This window comes from Anaerococcus sp. NML200574 (assembly GCF_026131665.1).
Taxonomy (GTDB): Bacteria; Bacillota; Clostridia; order Tissierellales; family Peptoniphilaceae; genus Anaerococcus; species Anaerococcus kampingae.
Window position 1 is genome coordinate 1 of sequence record NZ_JAMXSM010000016.1, and the last position, 17904, is coordinate 17904.

The window sequence follows — 17904 nt, forward strand, 5'->3', positions numbered from 1 at the left end:
AAAGTTGTGTAAAATTAAGAAAAGCTCCATTCCTATAGGAATGGACAAACATTGATACATAAAAAATGTATCAACCCTTACCCTAATGTCAGGATTTAGGTTGATACACAAAATTATTTACAGACCCAATTATTTGTTTATTTGACCACTGGTTTAAACACCATATCACAAAACCTTAATTCTTTATTCAATCCAATTATCCCTATCTCCTTTATACATGTTTTATCTCCTTTCTCAATTATAATCCTATTATCATTTTTCGTAATCGTATTCATTTCTTGATAGTCCTTATATGATGCATCTATACGTACATACCCTAATCTATATGATCCATTTATATGATTCACACATAATGGTTTTTGATTTGGCTCATATCTAGAAACAACAAAAGGTAATCTAATATTTTGAAATACAAAAAAACTAAAATACGCTTTTTGCTCTTTATAGTTCTTTCTACTCCAATGCATTGTCTTTTTAGAAACTTTAAACCCTTTGCTCATAAGTTCTTGCTTTGTTTTTTCAATATTAACAAGTGTTTTCCCATTTCTATGTTCAATTGATGTATTCTTCAAATCGAAATCTTCCAATGCAAAATCGCACCATGAGTTTTTCGCCTTATACCAATACCACCATTTTTTTGCTGGGTATCTACCATATAAAAATAATAAACCTAATCCCCCTGGTAAATATTTTTTCTTAATGGTAAATATTTCTAAAAAGGGTCCATCATCTAACCAAATAAAAAAGTTATTTGCTTTATTAATATTTTTAGAGCCCCACTCAATTTTAAAGCCCATTTCAGTGATTTTTTTTGAAGCCTCTTGTAAATTATCAACCCTACATGATATGTGACTCAATTTTAGCATTTATTTTATCTCCTTATTATATTTTCCAATTTTCTACTTTACCCCTGATTCTCATAAAACTTCTATATAGTCCTTCTTCTTTTATTAAATCTCTGTGTTTTCCTCTTTGAACAATTTCCCCATTATCTAATACAAGTATTTGGTCTGCTTCCTCTATTGTTACAATTCTATGGGCAATAATAATTACAGTTTTTCCTTTACTTAAATTAGATATGGCTCTTTGTATTAAATATTCATTTTCTGGATCTATGCTAGATGTCGCTTCATCTAATATGATTATAGGAGCATCTTTTAGCATAGCCCTAGCTATAGATATTCTCTGTTTTTCTCCTCCTGATAAGGCTTCACCACCTTCACCAACAATTGTCTTATAGCCATTTGGTAATTTCATAATAAAGTCATGGCACTGAGCTTTTTTTGCTGCATTAATTACTTCTTCTTCGCTAGCAGTAGGCTTTCCAAATTTTATATTATTTTCGATTGTATCATTAAATAGATATACTTTTTGAAATACTGTGCTTATATTAGAAAGTAGACTGGATAAGGTTAAGTCCCTTATATCTACATCTCCAATTTTTATACTACCTTCCTTTACATCATAAAAACGTGAAATAAGATTACATATTGTCGTTTTACCTGAACCTGATGGGCCGACTATAGCTGTTATTGTTTTTTCTGGAATTTCAAAGGAAACATCTTTTATAATAGGTGTCTTATCGTATGAAAAACTTACTCTATCAAAGATAATATTATGATTTTTTAAGGGCAAATCTTTTCCTTTTTCATCTAAAAAGTCTACACTCTCCATTTTGTCCAAATTATCCAATGTTTTATCCAAAATCTCTAACACATGGGTTGCCGAGTTTACATTTTCTACAGAAGCAAACATAATAAAGGAAAATATAAACACAGCAATCATAATAGGCATTTCTATTTGAGCCTTTATAGTCATAATTCCAGCAAATATAACAATTAAAATTGATGCTAGTTTCAACGAAAATAGATGTAAGCAGTTGAAGGGTGTGTACTGACTTTCAATTTTAATATTAGTCTGTTTGCTACTTAAAATAGCCTCATTAAAATTCTTAAGACTAGCATCATCTTTATTAAAAGCCCTAATTGTTGGAAGTCCCATTACAAGCTCCATTGTGGCTTCCACCAAATTATTTTGAGCCTTATGGTAAGGAATAGAGTTTTTTTCAGAAAAACTGCCAAGCAGTACTAGGAATATATATGAAGTCAATACCCCCGAAACAGCTATTATCGCTAATTTCCAAGACAAAAAGGAGATACTAAGTATCATGACAGCTGCCATTATATAGCCATTAATCACAATATCTATCATTTTCATGGCATAATTTTCAAAAAAAGATAAATCCGTAGTCACAGCACTAGTAAGTTCTCCTGGGTTGTTTTCTTGAAAAAATCCAAGTGCTACTCTTTTTAGTATATCACCGATTTGAATTCTTTGGTCAGCGGTTACTTCATAGCCTATACTTTCTTGATTTACAGCCTTAAGGTAGGAAGTGGCATATCTTCCCAGAACAAATATAATCATTGATATTGTGACTATAAGTATTTCTTTCTTTCCATAATTACCTTTATCAAAATAGTTCTTAAGAATGAGGTTGAATACGTATACCGATAACATAATAGGCATAGAAATAAAAACAGAGTTTAAAAATGAATAGACAAAACCTTTTCTCATTCTTTTTTTATATTTTTTGGCCCATTTTAAAATTCTACCTGTAGTTTTAAACATAGCTCTCTCCTCCTGTATTAAAAACAGTAGACTTTGTTTTTGCCCCTATATGGGATAACCACATATCTTTATATAGGATAGATCGTTTAAGAAGTTCGTCATGACTTCCTACGTCTAATATTTTCTTGTTGTTTAACAAAACTATTTTATTTGCATCTTTTACAGTAGACAATCGATGAGCTACTACTATCAATGTTTTGTTTTTTGTTAAAAGTTTAATTGCTTCTTGTATTTTTTCTTCATTGTCTGGATCTATAAATGCTGTAGCTTCATCAAGTAGGATTATAGGTGAATCCTTTAACATCATTCGAGCTATAGAAAGTCTTTGCCTTTGTCCTCCCGATAGTTTACTTCCAAGGCTTCCTACATTTGAATTGTATCCATCTTCAAGTTCCATAATAAAATCATGACAAGCGCAGATTTTTGACACCTCTATTACTTCTTCATCACTTGCATTAGAATTTCCCATTCGTATGTTTTCCATGATGCTTTCGTTAAATAAGAAGTTATCTTGAGATACATAGCCAAGCAAATCATTAAGCTGTTTCAAAGGTATATTTTTGATATTTTTCCCACCTATTGTTATTTCGCCTTTATCTATATCCCAATATCTTAAAATAAGTTTAACAATAGTGGATTTTCCTGATCCAGATGGTCCAACAATGGCTGTAAAAGAATTTGCAGCTATATCTAAGTTTATGTTATCTAAGACTGTATTTTCATCATCATAAGAAAAAGATACATCTTTAAATTTTATGTTCATTGTATCTACATCAACTTCTCTATCAGTGGAAATAAGGTTGGGTATTTGTAAAATTTCATTTATATCCTTTATTGCATATTCTATACTTTTTAACAGATTTACATAGTTTGTAAACTGTGTAAGAGGACTAACTATCCCTAGGGAAAGCATTAAGCATATGCAAAAGTCAGCTGGAGTTAAAGATCCTTTTAAATATAAAATCATTCCTACTGGTAAGGTCCCTAGAAATGTTGATGGTAACACAGAGCTTGCAAAATTCATAATATTCCATGTTGATTTAAACCAATTTAAAGTATGCTCCTTATATCCATTTACAGCGTCCTTATATTTCTGGTAGGATTGGCTATCCTGATTAAAGGTTTTTATTACTTCAATACCACTAATGTATTCTACAATCGTAGAATTCATGTATTTATTTGACTTCATCTGAGCCTCATAAAGTTCATTAAAGTTTCCCATGAGTTTTTTATATGCAATTAGAGCCAAAGGAACCGTAAGAAGCATCGCCAGTGTCATTTCCCAGCTTATGAATAACATGAAGATTGCAATAGCCACTGATAAAAATAAAGCAGATATACATTCTGGTATGATATGGGCGAGAGGCAGTTCAATTGTTTCAACCCTATCTACAATAATCGACTTATACTCCCCTATTGTCTTTTTTGACGCATTTCCCATAGAAATATTAAGTAATTTTTCACCTAATCTTTCTCGAATACTTCTTAAAATTGTATAAGCAGATATATGTGATAATGATGTTGATATTCCATGGCAAATATACCTTACTGCATAGGATATGATTGCAATAGCTCCATAATATACGACACATTCTATATTTGCCTTCTGCTCCATAAATGCTACAATTAGCCTATATACCGCCCAATAAGGTATGATACTAGAAAGCACACCAATAATTGCCATAATTACTGACAAAATTAACTTATCTTTGCAATTCGATGCAAATTCAAAAATTGTTTTTATCCAATTATTATTCAACAAAACCACCATCCTATTCTATTTATTAATACTTCTATATTGTTTCACCATGTCACTGGTCCTACTTTATTTTTAATATATTTTAATATATTATAAATAATATTAAATTATACTTTTATAGCCTTTTATATTTGATTATCACAAAAATAATCCTTTAATTTTTCATTTCCCTTATTGTTTAAAAAATAAGAATCCTTAATTTCTCCATCTTCCAGATGTATAACATAATCACAAGTTTCTAAAATCAGCTCATAATCATGAGTTACAATAATTTTAGTTACATCGTCTGAAAGTTCCTTTACAAAATTTGAAAACTCAAGCATATTGTCCCTATCAAGTCCTGAAGTAGGCTCATCAAAGATTAAAATTTCCCTTTTAGAGACTAATGCTGTAATTATAGCAAGTCTTTGTTTTTCTCCTCCTGATAAAGTCATAGGATGGGAATCAAATTTACTCTTTAAATTAAATTTATCCAATATTTCATTTATCTTACTATCATCAATTTTATCAGTTGAAATTCGTATCTCCTCATTTACGCTTTCCGTAAATAGTTGATGATTAACGTCTTGCATTACTAAAAATGACTTTTTAAGCATTTCTTTATTTGTATGTGTTTTCCCATCAATCACAGTTTTTCCATTAAACTTTCTTTCTAAACCGCATAGACACCTTGAAAAAGTGGTTTTCCCTGTGCCATTATTGCCAATTATTGCAATTGTATGATTTTTGGGAATTAAACAATTTTTTATATTTAGAATTTGTTTATCCTTATTGTAAGAAAAGAAAAAGTTTTCGATGCTAATAAAATTTTTACCAACTCTAGTTTTATTTTTATTTCCTTTGCACATTATAATGTTTCTTGTTCTTAATCCTAATGTCTCATAATCAGGTTCATTAATATTTTTAAAGGAAATAGATGAATAAGTTTTCTTAACCTCTCCATTTTCTAAAAAAATCACTTCATCTATCAAATCCATCAAATAATAAATTCTATGCTCAGCTATAATTATTGTTTTATTTTGTTTTTTCCAATATTTGATAACTTCACTTAGTTTTTTTATAGCACATTTATCTAGATTAGACGAAGGCTCATCCATTACAATAATATCTGGATTGCTTACTGCTAGTGAAGCACATGCTATTAACTGTTTTTCTCCTCCTGATAAATTAAATATATCTTTATCTAATAGGTGGTCTATTTTGAATTTGTCAATTACATTTTCTAAATTTTTACATATTGTTTTTTTATCAACTCCTTGATTTTCTAAGTTAAATACTAATTCACTAGTTGTATCTATATTGTAAAACTGGCTTCTGGGATTTTGAAATACAGTACCTACTTTTTTTGATAATTCATACATAGGAATATTCTCAATATTTTCGCCATATATTTTACATTCCCCATGAAGATCGCCTTTATAAAAAATAGGAATTAAGCGATTTATAGTTCTTATAATTGAAGTTTTCCCGCAACCACTTTTTCCGCACAAAAGGTAAACTTTTCCTTTTTCAAAATCTAAATTAATATTTTTAATAGCATCTACTTTATCATTTTGGTATTTGAAACTTACATCATCTAACTTAATCATAGATTCACCTTATCAAAGAAATAAATAGCCCAACATAATATACAGGAAGTTATAAAGACGACATCTAAAAACTTAATCTTTATATCAAAATAATTAGTTCTTTTTATTGGATTATCAATTCCACGAGTCAATGAAGCTGCTATTAACTCATCACCTATTGTAATTGTTGATACTATAAATGGAATAATTCTATACTCAAACATTTTTGCAGGACCATTTTTCCATGAAATAGCTCTCATAATCATCGCATCTTGGATATAAGAATATTCTTCTTTCATTGTTGGGAACATACGCAATAATACAGAAAATGGTACAATTAGCGTTTTAGGAATTTTTAATTTTTCCATGGCTAAAATAAATTCACTGACCTTTGTTGTAACAAATAAATAATATGCCATTATAAAACCTGGTAACATATGCGTAAATATTCCTACCATAGCACCTAATATGAAATTCAATGTTCCTTTAATATTATTACTTAAATTACCATCTATAAAAAATAGCAAACCATATAAAAAAAGTAACTTTACAAAAAGTGTTACCTTACCATCAATAAATAGCAAGACTATGGGGGTCAGTGACAAAAATATTCTCACATAGAACATATTGCCCTGAGTCCCTCCACTAACTAAAATGGTACTAATAGTAAGCACCAATAAAATTTTTGTCCTTGGATCTAATTGGAATAATTTTTTTTGATTGATATTCATAATTTTATTTTATTCCAATTCTCATAAAATGTTTCTTAAATATGCGCACACCTAATTTTGCTCCGATGAGTCCTGAAATGAAAGTAATAATAATTATAACTGGTAATGTCCATGTTGGGGTTAGAGACATTAAAGTATCTACATAATCTTTTCCATAAGTTTCTAATTGAGAAGCAAAAAAATTTGTTCTATCTATATACATTCTTAAGCTAAACCCTACACTCCATAAGGAAAAAATTGCATAGCCCAATATTGATCTTTTTAAATCTTTATATCCTCCTGATTTCATAACTAAATCAGCCAATAGACCAAAAACAATCCCAAATAAAAGTACAATTACCCCACTCCCCATAAGGAAAAATACTAATCCTGATAAAACTCCCATTAATGATACCATTCCAAATTTATCTACTTTTGAAATATATAAGATACATGGTATTGCGCCAAATATAGCCATTACCCCTCCTAAGAAAGGAATCATGATTGGTAAATATCCCAACATCATAGACGCAAATATTACTACTAAATATAAAGCAGTAAATATTCCAACTGTCATTAAATCTTTAACTTGTAATTTTTTATTCATTTTTTCTTCAATCCTTTCACATTAAATCAATTTAACCTGATTTTTAAATCTTTACATTCTCTTTTATTAATCCACATCGAAACAAATACATCAATATTTATGACGATAAACTCAATTATTCTCTAAAACAGCCAGAATCTTTTGATTTTTTTATATATAGAACTATAACATCAATTTCTGACTGAAATAAATTTATAAATTTATTTCAATACACAGTTATTTAAAAACTTATTTATTTTTGTTTAGATCAACTCTTTTTTCTCAATTTAAATCTCCCACCTCATTATCTTGAGATATCTACCAACTTCACCAATTAAATTACTTCAATCTAGAACTATGTGTAGTTAAAACAGAAAATAAACATATTAAGAGAAGTTATTCGTGTAATAATTTCTAGTAACTAAAAAATTTTGACCTTTTCCAATTTATATACTCGTTTTTTTAATGAAACATAATTTACTCATACTTATCATTATAGGACATGATATTTCCCAGATTTACGATAACATTTTAAACATTTGATATCTTTTATATATTAACTTCAATATAATGATATCTCAGTATTTTACTTCAGTTGAATCTCTATCTGTAATAAACTTAACTTGTTCACGTCATCTGCTTCAATATTTTTATGGTCTATAAAAACATTTTCAATTGTTTGTTTTTTATAAGTATCTTATTATAATACTAGATCTGATTATTAATAATGAGATTAGACACATATTTTGCATTATCCTTATTTTCAACACAAGAAACATGATCCCCTGGAATCTCATGTATACTAAATTGACCTAAGCAAAACTTTTTCCAATAGTTTATAACATTTTGTTTCTCCATTTGTACTAAATCAAAGTTTTCCTTCGCTGATAAATATCTTACTCTCCCAATGTAAGGAAATGGCTCATAATTTGAGCTGTTAAATGTTGATATATAAGTTTGATAAGTCGTTTTCAAAAACTCATAACCTATTTCTTCATTAGTCACATCCCAAATAGTTTTAGCATATAGCTTCATCCTTTCTTCCAAATCTAAAGAAAATAATTCTCTTAATGAATTAAATAATTTTATATGTTTTGGTTTTTCTCCCAAATATTCTAATAAAGAAATTTCCTTATTAGTCTTTATTGTTTTATATATTTCTGACACCACACTGTTTAGTTCATTATCATCAATGTCTTTAATTACCATGTGTGGGGTTATGTTATAATTTGGCAAGAACATAAGCTCTATAATTTTTTCATCTATTCTCTTTTTAGGAGATGGGTAACTGTCTAATAACACTAAATCATCTATTGCAATATGTTTTTTCATCAAGTGATGTGCTGTTTCTAAAGCTAAACAGCCTCCCGAACAATAACCTATCAACTGTACTTTTTTGTATCCTGTAGCAAAGATTAATTCTGAATACTCTCTACTTATCGCTGGAACAAGATCCTCATTACTTACACTGTTATATAAATTACTATCCTTAACAGTAATGCATGCAATACTCGAGCTATTGTCTTTTAATAAATTATCAATAACATATTTCATACTATTCATTGTTCCGAAGCCAGCATGAAAAATTACCCTTAGTAACTCATGCCCCTCATTAAGAATTGTTATTTGCCCAATATTCCCTGTTTTTTTTGAATCTTTGCTTTGCTCTTTAATTTCTGGTTTATCAATAATTATTTCTAATAGGTCTGATATTCTAGGTTTACTCAACAACTGCCTGAAAATCATATCATAATCTATTTTATTATTACCTTCATTATATAAAAGCTCTTTTATCTCATTTGCCATTTGTGCCAAAAGAAGCGAGTCAGCTCCACATTCGTATAAATCACTATATATATTAACCTCATCATTTTTTAATGTGTTCCTAGCCAAGCCACAAATACTTCTAAGCAAAGAATTGTTTTCTCCTTCGCAATGGATGTTGTTCTCCTCTTTCCCTTTACTTTCAGTTAATTTATCCATTCCTAAAATATTTTTTTTCGCGAAAAAAATTTCAATGTTATTGTAATTAAATTTATTTTTTTCACCTAACGAAAAAATTTTGCTTGATATTTCTTTGCCGTTATGATTGCTAATCACATTAATCCAATTTTTCCTGTTGAAATAAATTGGATTCTTAGACTCTGACTCACTCCTTTTATTCATAAAAAACAATTGTGTCATAAGTATCCAAGGTTCATCAATGACTGGTTCCAATATTATAAGCCAACCATCATTTTTTAGAACTTTTTCTATGTTAGAAATTGTAAAACTTAAATTTTCTGCATTTTCTAATACACCAACAGCAAGAACAATATCATATTCATTTTCTTTTAAATTTTGATCATCAAATCTTTTGTCTATATCTATTTGTTTGTATTCTACATTATCATAATCATCAAACTTACCCTTAGCATTTGACAAGAAAGATAGAGCTATATCTGTGAAATCATATCTGTAGTGTAGTCTTTTTTCATTAAACATTTGTAATATAGTTTTCGTAGTGTTCCCTGTTCCTGCTCCTAATTCAAGAATTTTAACACATTTGTCTACATAAGATTTTGTATTCAATATTTCATCTATTGCTGTCTTTATAATTTCGTTATAATATTTGCAAAAAATATTATCACCATATATGGATTCCACAACTCTAAAATTCCCTTGAGGAAATAGAATAGATATTGGTTCTATTTTTCCATTAAGAATATCAATAATATTCTCTGAAATTTTAACTATATAGTCTAAAACATCTGGATTTCCAATTCTTTGAGTCCATCTGGATTTCAAAAGATCCATATCTATTTTTTGCTTAAGCAATTCCATTCCCTCGTTAAGGACAATATAGTTATTCTCTTTTTTTTCTAAATAACCACATTTTTCCAGATGATCTTCCCATTTATTAATAATCCAATGATAATTATTAATAACTTCTGATTTGTAATCCAAATTTTGGTTACTAAAATCTATACCCCCTCTAATCTTTATCAAAGTTCTTAACATCACTTGGTTAGAAAAATCATCTCTTTCTTTTAATATATTTTTAACCTCCATAACACTAAAAGTATCTTCACTTTTTTGTTTGTCAGAAAAGCTAAGAGTTTTTGATTTTACATTATTAAAATCGTCAATGTCTCCATAATAATTTTTCTGTTTCGATAGATCATCGTTAAATAAAGCTTTATTACTTTCTAACCCATTTTTTTCATAAATATATGATATAGGTACATTAAAAAATGCTGAATCAGAAAAACAATTTAATAATTCTAAATAACTTTCTACTATTGCTTTTGATAATTCTTTTGAAAAAACACCTGATCTCAAATCAAAGTTAACTATTAATTCTTGATTTACTTCCATAACTTGACAATCCATAAAAACTTGAGGAGTTTCACTTAACCCTTCCTCTTGTAAGTGAATGTATTTATAATCAGATGAACTTACACCTAATGCACTCGTAAAAACAAATGGAAATATACTATTTCTCTTAGCTGTATTCTTCCTAATTGCACGAATAGTTTCTACTCCTGTAAATGTTTCATGCTTTAAATCATCAATAATCTGTTCTTGTATCTTTTCTAATAAATCACAAAAAAGTTGCTTATTGTTTACTTCAACTTCCAAAAGACTCGTTGCTGTAAAATCATTTACAATATCTATCCCATCATATTTTTTTGGTCTATTCATGGTTGTTAAATTAAGAGAAAATTTAGAATTAGAACTCCAGTTGTTAATTATAATGGCCATTATTGTTATCAAAAAAGATGTTTGCGTAAAACCTAATTTCGCTAAATTCGATTTTATTTTAGTCCATTTAATAGTATCAGCTTTAATCTGCATTCTCTCAAATTTATCTTGAATTGTAGTGTTTTGGATTGGTAATATAGGTGAACTTGGGAGCGTAGGGATTCTACTCTCCCAAAACTCTTTATCTGATAAGTATTTTGAGCTTTTCTTTAGAGAAAGTTGGCTCATTCTAATCTCTTTGAGATTGTAAATACTATTTGAAATAGTTACATTATTGAAATAATTATTTTCAAATTCTTTCAATAAAATCCAAATACTAGTCCAATCTAAAATCAAAAAATCAAAAGAAAGGTGAAGTAAGCTGTAATTATCCACTTGACTTACAACTATATCAAATAACGGCCATATATTAGTTTTATATCTTTTCCCCTTCAATCTCTCTCTTGTTGAGTTTACTTTTCCATTTATACCTATACCTTCATTAAATTCAACTGTGTAATACAAGTCTCTTTTTAGTATTTTTTGTGTATTATTTGATGTAAATATTGAACGTAAGGCTTCATGTTCTTTTATTATATTATTCCAAACATCCTCTGTTCTGCTCTTTTCTAATAATGGCAACCTTACTTCCATATAAACATGACTTGAAACCCCACCTAATTCAAAGTGATTCTCTCTACCTAATAAATATGCACTTTGAATTTCTGTTAGAGGAATTTCATTATCCCCTAACACACAAGAAGAATTAATGCTGTCTTTATTTAATATAGTAACAATTTCGTTTTTATATTTTTTTAAAAAATCTATATCCTCTTTTTTAGGTATTCCACTGGTAGACCTGTAATTTAATTCTTCTTTATTAGCAAATACCTCAAGCCCATTTCTGTATAGTTCTATTAACTTACTTTCTATTCCCATGATCTTCACCTCCATTATTTTTTAATATGAATAACTTTTGATTAAAATCTTCTAACCAATCTCCATTCTTTGGTTCAAATGTCAAGAGTTCAAATCCTAGTTTTTTAAACATCTCTATCCATTGATTCATTTTCAAAAAGGTAATGTTTTCTTCATTACGAATATCATCTGCTTCTGTCATCATAAATACTTGGGATATTAAAATTTCTGGCGATTCATCTACAGCCTCTACAATCATTAAAATACCATCATCTTTTAGTATTTTTTTAATATACATTAATGAATTTTCAATGTTTCTAGCGTTATTTAATACCCCTACAGCTATTATTAAGTCAACTTTGCTGCCGACTTGTTTGTAAGATTCATCATCATCTATATTTATAATCCCATATTCTATACCTTTATACTCTCTAAATGCATCTTTTGCTTTTTCTATAAAATAAGGAGATATATCCGTGAAAATATATTTGTCGTATTCTATATTAGATACTATTTTTTCTGTAGTAGATGCTGTTCCTCCTCCCAGTTCTAAAATTGTTATATTTTTTTCGTTTAACAATTCTTTTATATTACTAACTATTAATTCATTCAAGTATATCGCTATTGCTGTTTTAGAATATAATCCTTTAGCAATTTCATCGCCACCCTTTGAAAATAAAATTTCATTGGCATTAACTTTACTATTTAATAAATCATTTAATAGTCTAGCATTTTCCCTAAAATATTGAAACACATTCATCGGCATTGCTTTTGTGTTCCATTTGCTTTCTAGTAAATCCCATTTTCCAATTAGAACATTCCAATCTATTCTTTTCGATTTAATAATAATGCTATCATCTTTTTTTTCTAAATAATTAAAAGACTCCAGATGAAGTATCCATCTTTCCATTATTATCTTATACTTTTCACTAATCCCTATTTTATTAAATAATATCGAAATAGGAATACTATTTTCTGATATGTGTTTAGTTAAATAATAAAACATAGTGTCTCTACTAATCTTATTTAACTCATTAATAGATTCTTTTACGCTATAGCAATTAATTTCAGTACGCTTAAAAATATAAGGATCAATATATTTAGTGGTATCATTCAATTTTGTTTTAGGATATCCTAAGCTCCCCATTAGTTTTTGCCATAACACAGCAATTTCTAAATCATGTTGAATTTCTATACCACTTAATTGTTCTTCATTTATCTCATTAAAAATAAACTTCTTTAAATCATCTTTTACAGCTTTAACCCAGATATTTCTATATATATAGCTCTTATTGTATTCATCAGCCTGATATAGGACTGATATCCAAGGTTTGTTGCATCCCACTCTATAATCACCCTCTAAAAAACTTGGAATAAGATCTATCTCGGGTACATTGGGGGATTGTTCCCAAAAAACTGGTCCTAAAGGGCTTGATAAAACTAATCTTCCCGAAGGATATCCAACTACCATAGAAAAAAGCATACGCATATCTGAATCTAAATTATTCTTTCCAATTTCGTTAAAGGCTTTTACTAAAACTTCCACATTGTTTACATTCATCGACAATATATTGCAACATGACTTTTGCTCAATATATTTGTAATTCTCATTTACTACAGTAGTATCCTTTAAAATTTGTTTTATGATTCCTGATACGGGATATGATAGTTGTGTATTTAAATCCACCATTAAATAGGATGCATGGCTTATCATATTAGCTCTATCGACATTTAGTAAAAAATTTCTAACAGCTGGTAAATTGTTATATAAATTTCCAATCTTAATTTTAACATTATGCGAAATAGCAGTATTATAGAGTTCTGATATTTCCCTTACATGAATTGGCTGCTCAAACAACACATTTATTCTTTTTTTTAATAGCTCCTTGGCAATTTTTACACCATTACCTCCAAATACAGAAGAACCTATGGCAACACAGGCAACATCTATATCCTTTGGCAAACTCTCAACACTAGTAAAAATCTTTAAATTGTAATGATCTGCACACTTAACAGAACGATTACTACCATTAGCTAAAAGTCCAATGACTTCAATGTTTTCCATATCTTTTAGTGCTTCAATATAAAATTGCCCAAACCTAGAACCACATACAATAACCTTTTTTATCATAAGCTTCCCTCAACAATACTTCCTTTTCCCTTAGTAACTATTGCACTCAATTCTTTGATGGAAGGATTCTTAAATATATCAAGCAAGTCTATATCCACTAAAAATACTTCTTGAATTTTATTACGAAGTTGAATGGCTTTTAATGAATCTCCTCCTGCTTCAAAAAACTTACAGTGATTATTCTCCACAGAAGTATTTAGTATCTCTTCCCAAATACCTTTCATTTCTTTCTCTATATCAAAATCACCATTACCTATTTTCTCTATCTCTTCAGCTTGTTTAGATGTGTTGTTAACAGAAAAATACTTATCATTATATTTTCTTGTTCTCATCACTGTGCTTTCTTCGTCAAAAGAATTATCAGCAATTTCATTTAAAATATTTACATACTTTTCAAACATTACATCAAGATTTTTCTTACCTAAAACTTCATCAATGCTATCCCAATAGATTTTTAATCCATCATTATAAACCAACGCTTGATTATCTAAAAAAACTTGTGGAGTTTGGCTTAACCCATACACTATTTTCCCTAAACTTTTATCATCATCCCATGAATTTATCCCTATTCCACTAGTAAATACTATAGGCATTAATACTAATTTATCAGTTTCAACTTTTCTTAGCTCCTTTTGCATTTCTATTCCCGAAAATAATTCATGATTTAGATCATTTATTAATCTTTTTTGTATCTCTTTAAATCTATCCAATAATTTTTTATACTTAGCATTATCGATTTCAAGTAAAAGTAAAGTTGTAAAATCTCCCAAAATTTCATTTATCTCTTTATCTATTTGTGGTCTATTGAATCTCGTAACATTTATTGTAAAATTTTCATTCTCGCTAACTTCTCTTATTGCTTCAGCATATACACCTATTAATAACGATGTTATTGTAAGGTTGTTTTTACTTGCAATATCCTTTATTGCTTCCCACTTAATAGGTTCAATATATGCTTCTCTTCTAATAAATTTTGTTCCTTTTGTAATTGGATTATTTTGATAATTATTTATAATAGGTGCTTTTAAAAATCCATCCACGCGTTTTAACCAATATTCTTTATCCTCAGAATATTTTTGTGTGTTTTTTAATTTATTTGAGTAGTCAACATATTTTCTAAAGGTTGAATTACTAGCTTTATAATCTTCTTTTCCATATTTATATATATTAGACCACTGTTCTAATACATAGAACATGCTCCATCCATCCAAAATTATATTGTCAAAGCTTATATGAATCATATCCGCCTTGCTTTCATGTTGACTAATTCTTATATCAAAGACAGGCCATTGATTTATATTAAGGACTTGCTGCGACATACTGTTGCGAATTGCAACCTCCGAATCCACACTAGTCATTATTTTATAATATGGTACATCTGATAATATTTTCTGCTTACCATTGTCAGTTATAACAGCTCTTAACATGGGATGAATATCTATTAAATGATTCCACGCCTGTTCTAGTTTATCTATATCTATATTCATAGATTCAATTTCAAAATAGCAATGAGTGGAAACACCTCCTAAAATCATATCTTCATTTCTTCCAATATAATAGGCTTGTTGAACTTCTGTTAAGTCAAATTCTTCACCATTAAGAGTATCTTCTATTACACTAATTTTATCCACAAAATTATGTCCTTTGAGCCTATCTTTAACTATTTTTGCCTGACTTTCTATAGTAATATTTTCCATTACATCTTTTATGCTGAATTTGATGCCGTATTTGTTTTCTATTTTAGTTGCTAATCTTGTAGCAATTAAAGAATCACCACCACTAGAAAAGAAATTTGTTCCAGTTGTTATGCGTTTTTCAAAGACCTCATTCCATAGGTTTCTGATTTCTTCTAATTCCTTTTGTCGTAAATTTTCACTAAAATTCGGTCTGGATATTTCTCTATATATATACTTTTCTTCCAATTGTTTTCTATCTATTTTCCCATTTTTATTTTGAGGCATGTTTTCAATAAATACTATATCATCAGGCACCATATAAATAGGTACTTTTCTTTTTAATTCGTCTTTAATAAATTCAGGGTCAACTCTCGACTTTTTTAGCTCCAATATATAAATCATGCTTTCTCCAATAAAGCCTTGTTTAATGCATTTAAGACCTGAATCACTAAAAAGATCATTCCACTCATGAATACTAATAATAGAATCATCATATCCAGCAAAATTATTAAGAATACTTGTGGTTATATCTTGAATTCCTAATCTTTTTTTTGGTTCAACCATTATAATCTTCCCATCATATGCTAAAAGATTTTTTAATTCATTTAATGATTCTTTCACATTTATATCTCTATGAATTGAATTAAATGCTAAAACATACTGCACTGTTCTGTGAAAACTTTCAATGTCATTTTCATGTAAACTTTTGGCACTAAAATCTCCAGATATTTGTTTTAACTTATTAAGGGATTTATCTAAATAAACGTGCATATTATTGTTTGAAATCGAACTTATTCTTTCTGATATCAAATCATCTCTTGAGTCATAATCAAAAATAATATTTTTTTGATTGCAATCCATATCCTTTTGCATGTAATCTAATATATATTCTATTACTTTATTATACCAAGGTAGCATTTTGCTCAAATTAACAGGAGATAACATAGGATAATCATGGTAGAAAAACTCTATCGGATTTATTTTTCCTTGTATTATCCCTAATAGATTGCTATTTATTAAAAGAAGTATCTCATTTAATTTAGAGTTGTTATTTTCAATTCCTATATTCTTGATTTTTTCAAAATTATCATAGTTTGATTTATTTAAACAATAAGTATCTTTACTACTTTTTAATATAATCTCTTTCTTACATAAATTAGAAATCCATAACTTTATTACATTTTTTAAAGAATCAGCAGGATTTATTTTTGATATGATTTCCTCATAAGTTACACAATTGCCGTCTGCAAATATCTTACACTCCTTAATAATATTTAAAATAATTCGATCTACACTTGAGTCCAATTCATTTATAAAAGATTCATAAGCATATTTTTGTGATATTTCTTCATTCCCATCTGGTATTGATACTGATTTCTGATTAAACTCTTCATCGGCAATGCCCTCAACAAAACCTATCAATTTGTTTATATTCCCATCTTTAATAACTAAAGCAACTGATTTATTAACACAATCAAATAAATTTAATGCATTCTCGATCTCCCCAAGTTCAATTCTATGACCTTTAATTTTTACTTGAGTGTCTTTTCTTCCGAGAAATTCAATAGTACCATCATTCCAAAATCTTCCATTATCTCCAGTTTTATACCATCTAAGTCCATCTTCTTCAAAATACTTTCTATTAGTTAGGTCTTCATCTCCATGGTAGCATTTAGCAACACCAACTCCACCAATTAGAAGTTCTCCCTTAACATAATTAGGGCATATTCTACCCAATTCATCTACTACTCTATAGACTTGGTTTTTAAGTGGTCTTCCATATGGAATTGATATCCAGTCTTTTGGGATTTCCATTGGTACATTTAAATAATTTGACCATATAGATGCTTCTGTTGCCCCGCCCATAGCTACAACAATGGAATTTTCTTTTTCGCTTAACTTGTAAAATCTTCCTGGTAGATCTTTTGCTATCCAATCTCCTGATAACATAACAATTCTAAGTGGCAAGCTTTTCTTTTCACCCTCTGCCATAGTTACGAGCATGTCAAAAAGTATAGGTACAGAGTCCCATATACTTACCTTATATTTTTCAATAATTCTAATCCATTCATCAGGATTACGATAATTATCTTCATTAGTTGTTATTAAAGTTCCACCTGTGCCAAGTATTCCAAAAATATCATATACTGATAAGTCAAAGTCTATTGCTGACACCATAAGGAACTAAATTTTTATATATTTATT

Annotated in this window: 9 protein-coding genes; all 9 read right to left on the minus strand. The window is 28.6% G+C overall.

All coding sequences use genetic code 11. The annotated features are described in order from the left end of the window. Positions 1-137: 137 nt before the first annotated feature. Positions 138-866, minus strand: coding sequence for a VOC family protein (locus NH286_RS07195; RefSeq protein WP_156849662.1), 729 nt, complete (start codon positions 864-866; stop codon positions 138-140). A gap of 16 nt (positions 867-882) precedes the next feature. Beyond that, entirely contained in the window at positions 883-2628 is a 1746-nt protein-coding gene (locus tag NH286_RS07200) for an ABC transporter ATP-binding protein (protein ID WP_265237888.1), read from the minus strand. Further along, on the minus strand, positions 2621-4399 hold the full coding sequence (locus tag NH286_RS07205) for an ABC transporter ATP-binding protein (RefSeq protein ID WP_035110444.1): 1779 nt from the start codon (positions 4397-4399) through the stop codon (positions 2621-2623). Before NH286_RS07205 ends, NH286_RS07200 begins: the two co-directional genes overlap by 8 nt. Positions 4400-4512: 113 nt before the next feature. Beyond that, complete coding sequence (locus NH286_RS07210) at positions 4513-5976, minus strand: ABC transporter ATP-binding protein (protein ID WP_002839975.1); 1464 nt, start codon at positions 5974-5976, stop codon at positions 4513-4515. After that, a complete protein-coding gene (locus NH286_RS07215) occupies positions 5973-6686 on the minus strand; it encodes an energy-coupling factor transporter transmembrane component T (RefSeq protein ID WP_002839982.1) in 714 nt (237 codons plus the stop codon). The genes NH286_RS07210 and NH286_RS07215 overlap by 4 nt, the downstream gene beginning before the upstream one ends. A 4-nt stretch (positions 6687-6690) precedes the next feature. Then, complete coding sequence (locus NH286_RS07220) at positions 6691-7272, minus strand: MptD family putative ECF transporter S component (RefSeq protein WP_002839980.1); 582 nt, start codon at positions 7270-7272, stop codon at positions 6691-6693. A gap of 687 nt (positions 7273-7959) precedes the next feature. Then, complete coding sequence (locus NH286_RS07225; protein ID WP_265237895.1) at positions 7960-11913, minus strand: condensation domain-containing protein; 3954 nt, start codon at positions 11911-11913, stop codon at positions 7960-7962. Next, positions 11897-14023 carry a bifunctional Gfo/Idh/MocA family oxidoreductase/class I SAM-dependent methyltransferase gene (locus NH286_RS07230; RefSeq protein ID WP_148466096.1) on the minus strand — a complete coding sequence of 709 codons (2127 nt, stop codon included), beginning with the start codon at positions 14021-14023 and terminating at the stop codon, positions 11897-11899. Before NH286_RS07230 ends, NH286_RS07225 begins: the two co-directional genes overlap by 17 nt. Continuing rightward, positions 14020-17874 carry a condensation domain-containing protein gene (locus NH286_RS07235; protein ID WP_414826865.1) on the minus strand — a complete coding sequence of 1285 codons (3855 nt, stop codon included), beginning with the start codon at positions 17872-17874 and terminating at the stop codon, positions 14020-14022. The genes NH286_RS07230 and NH286_RS07235 overlap by 4 nt, the downstream gene beginning before the upstream one ends. Between the last annotated feature and the right edge of the window lie 30 nt (positions 17875-17904).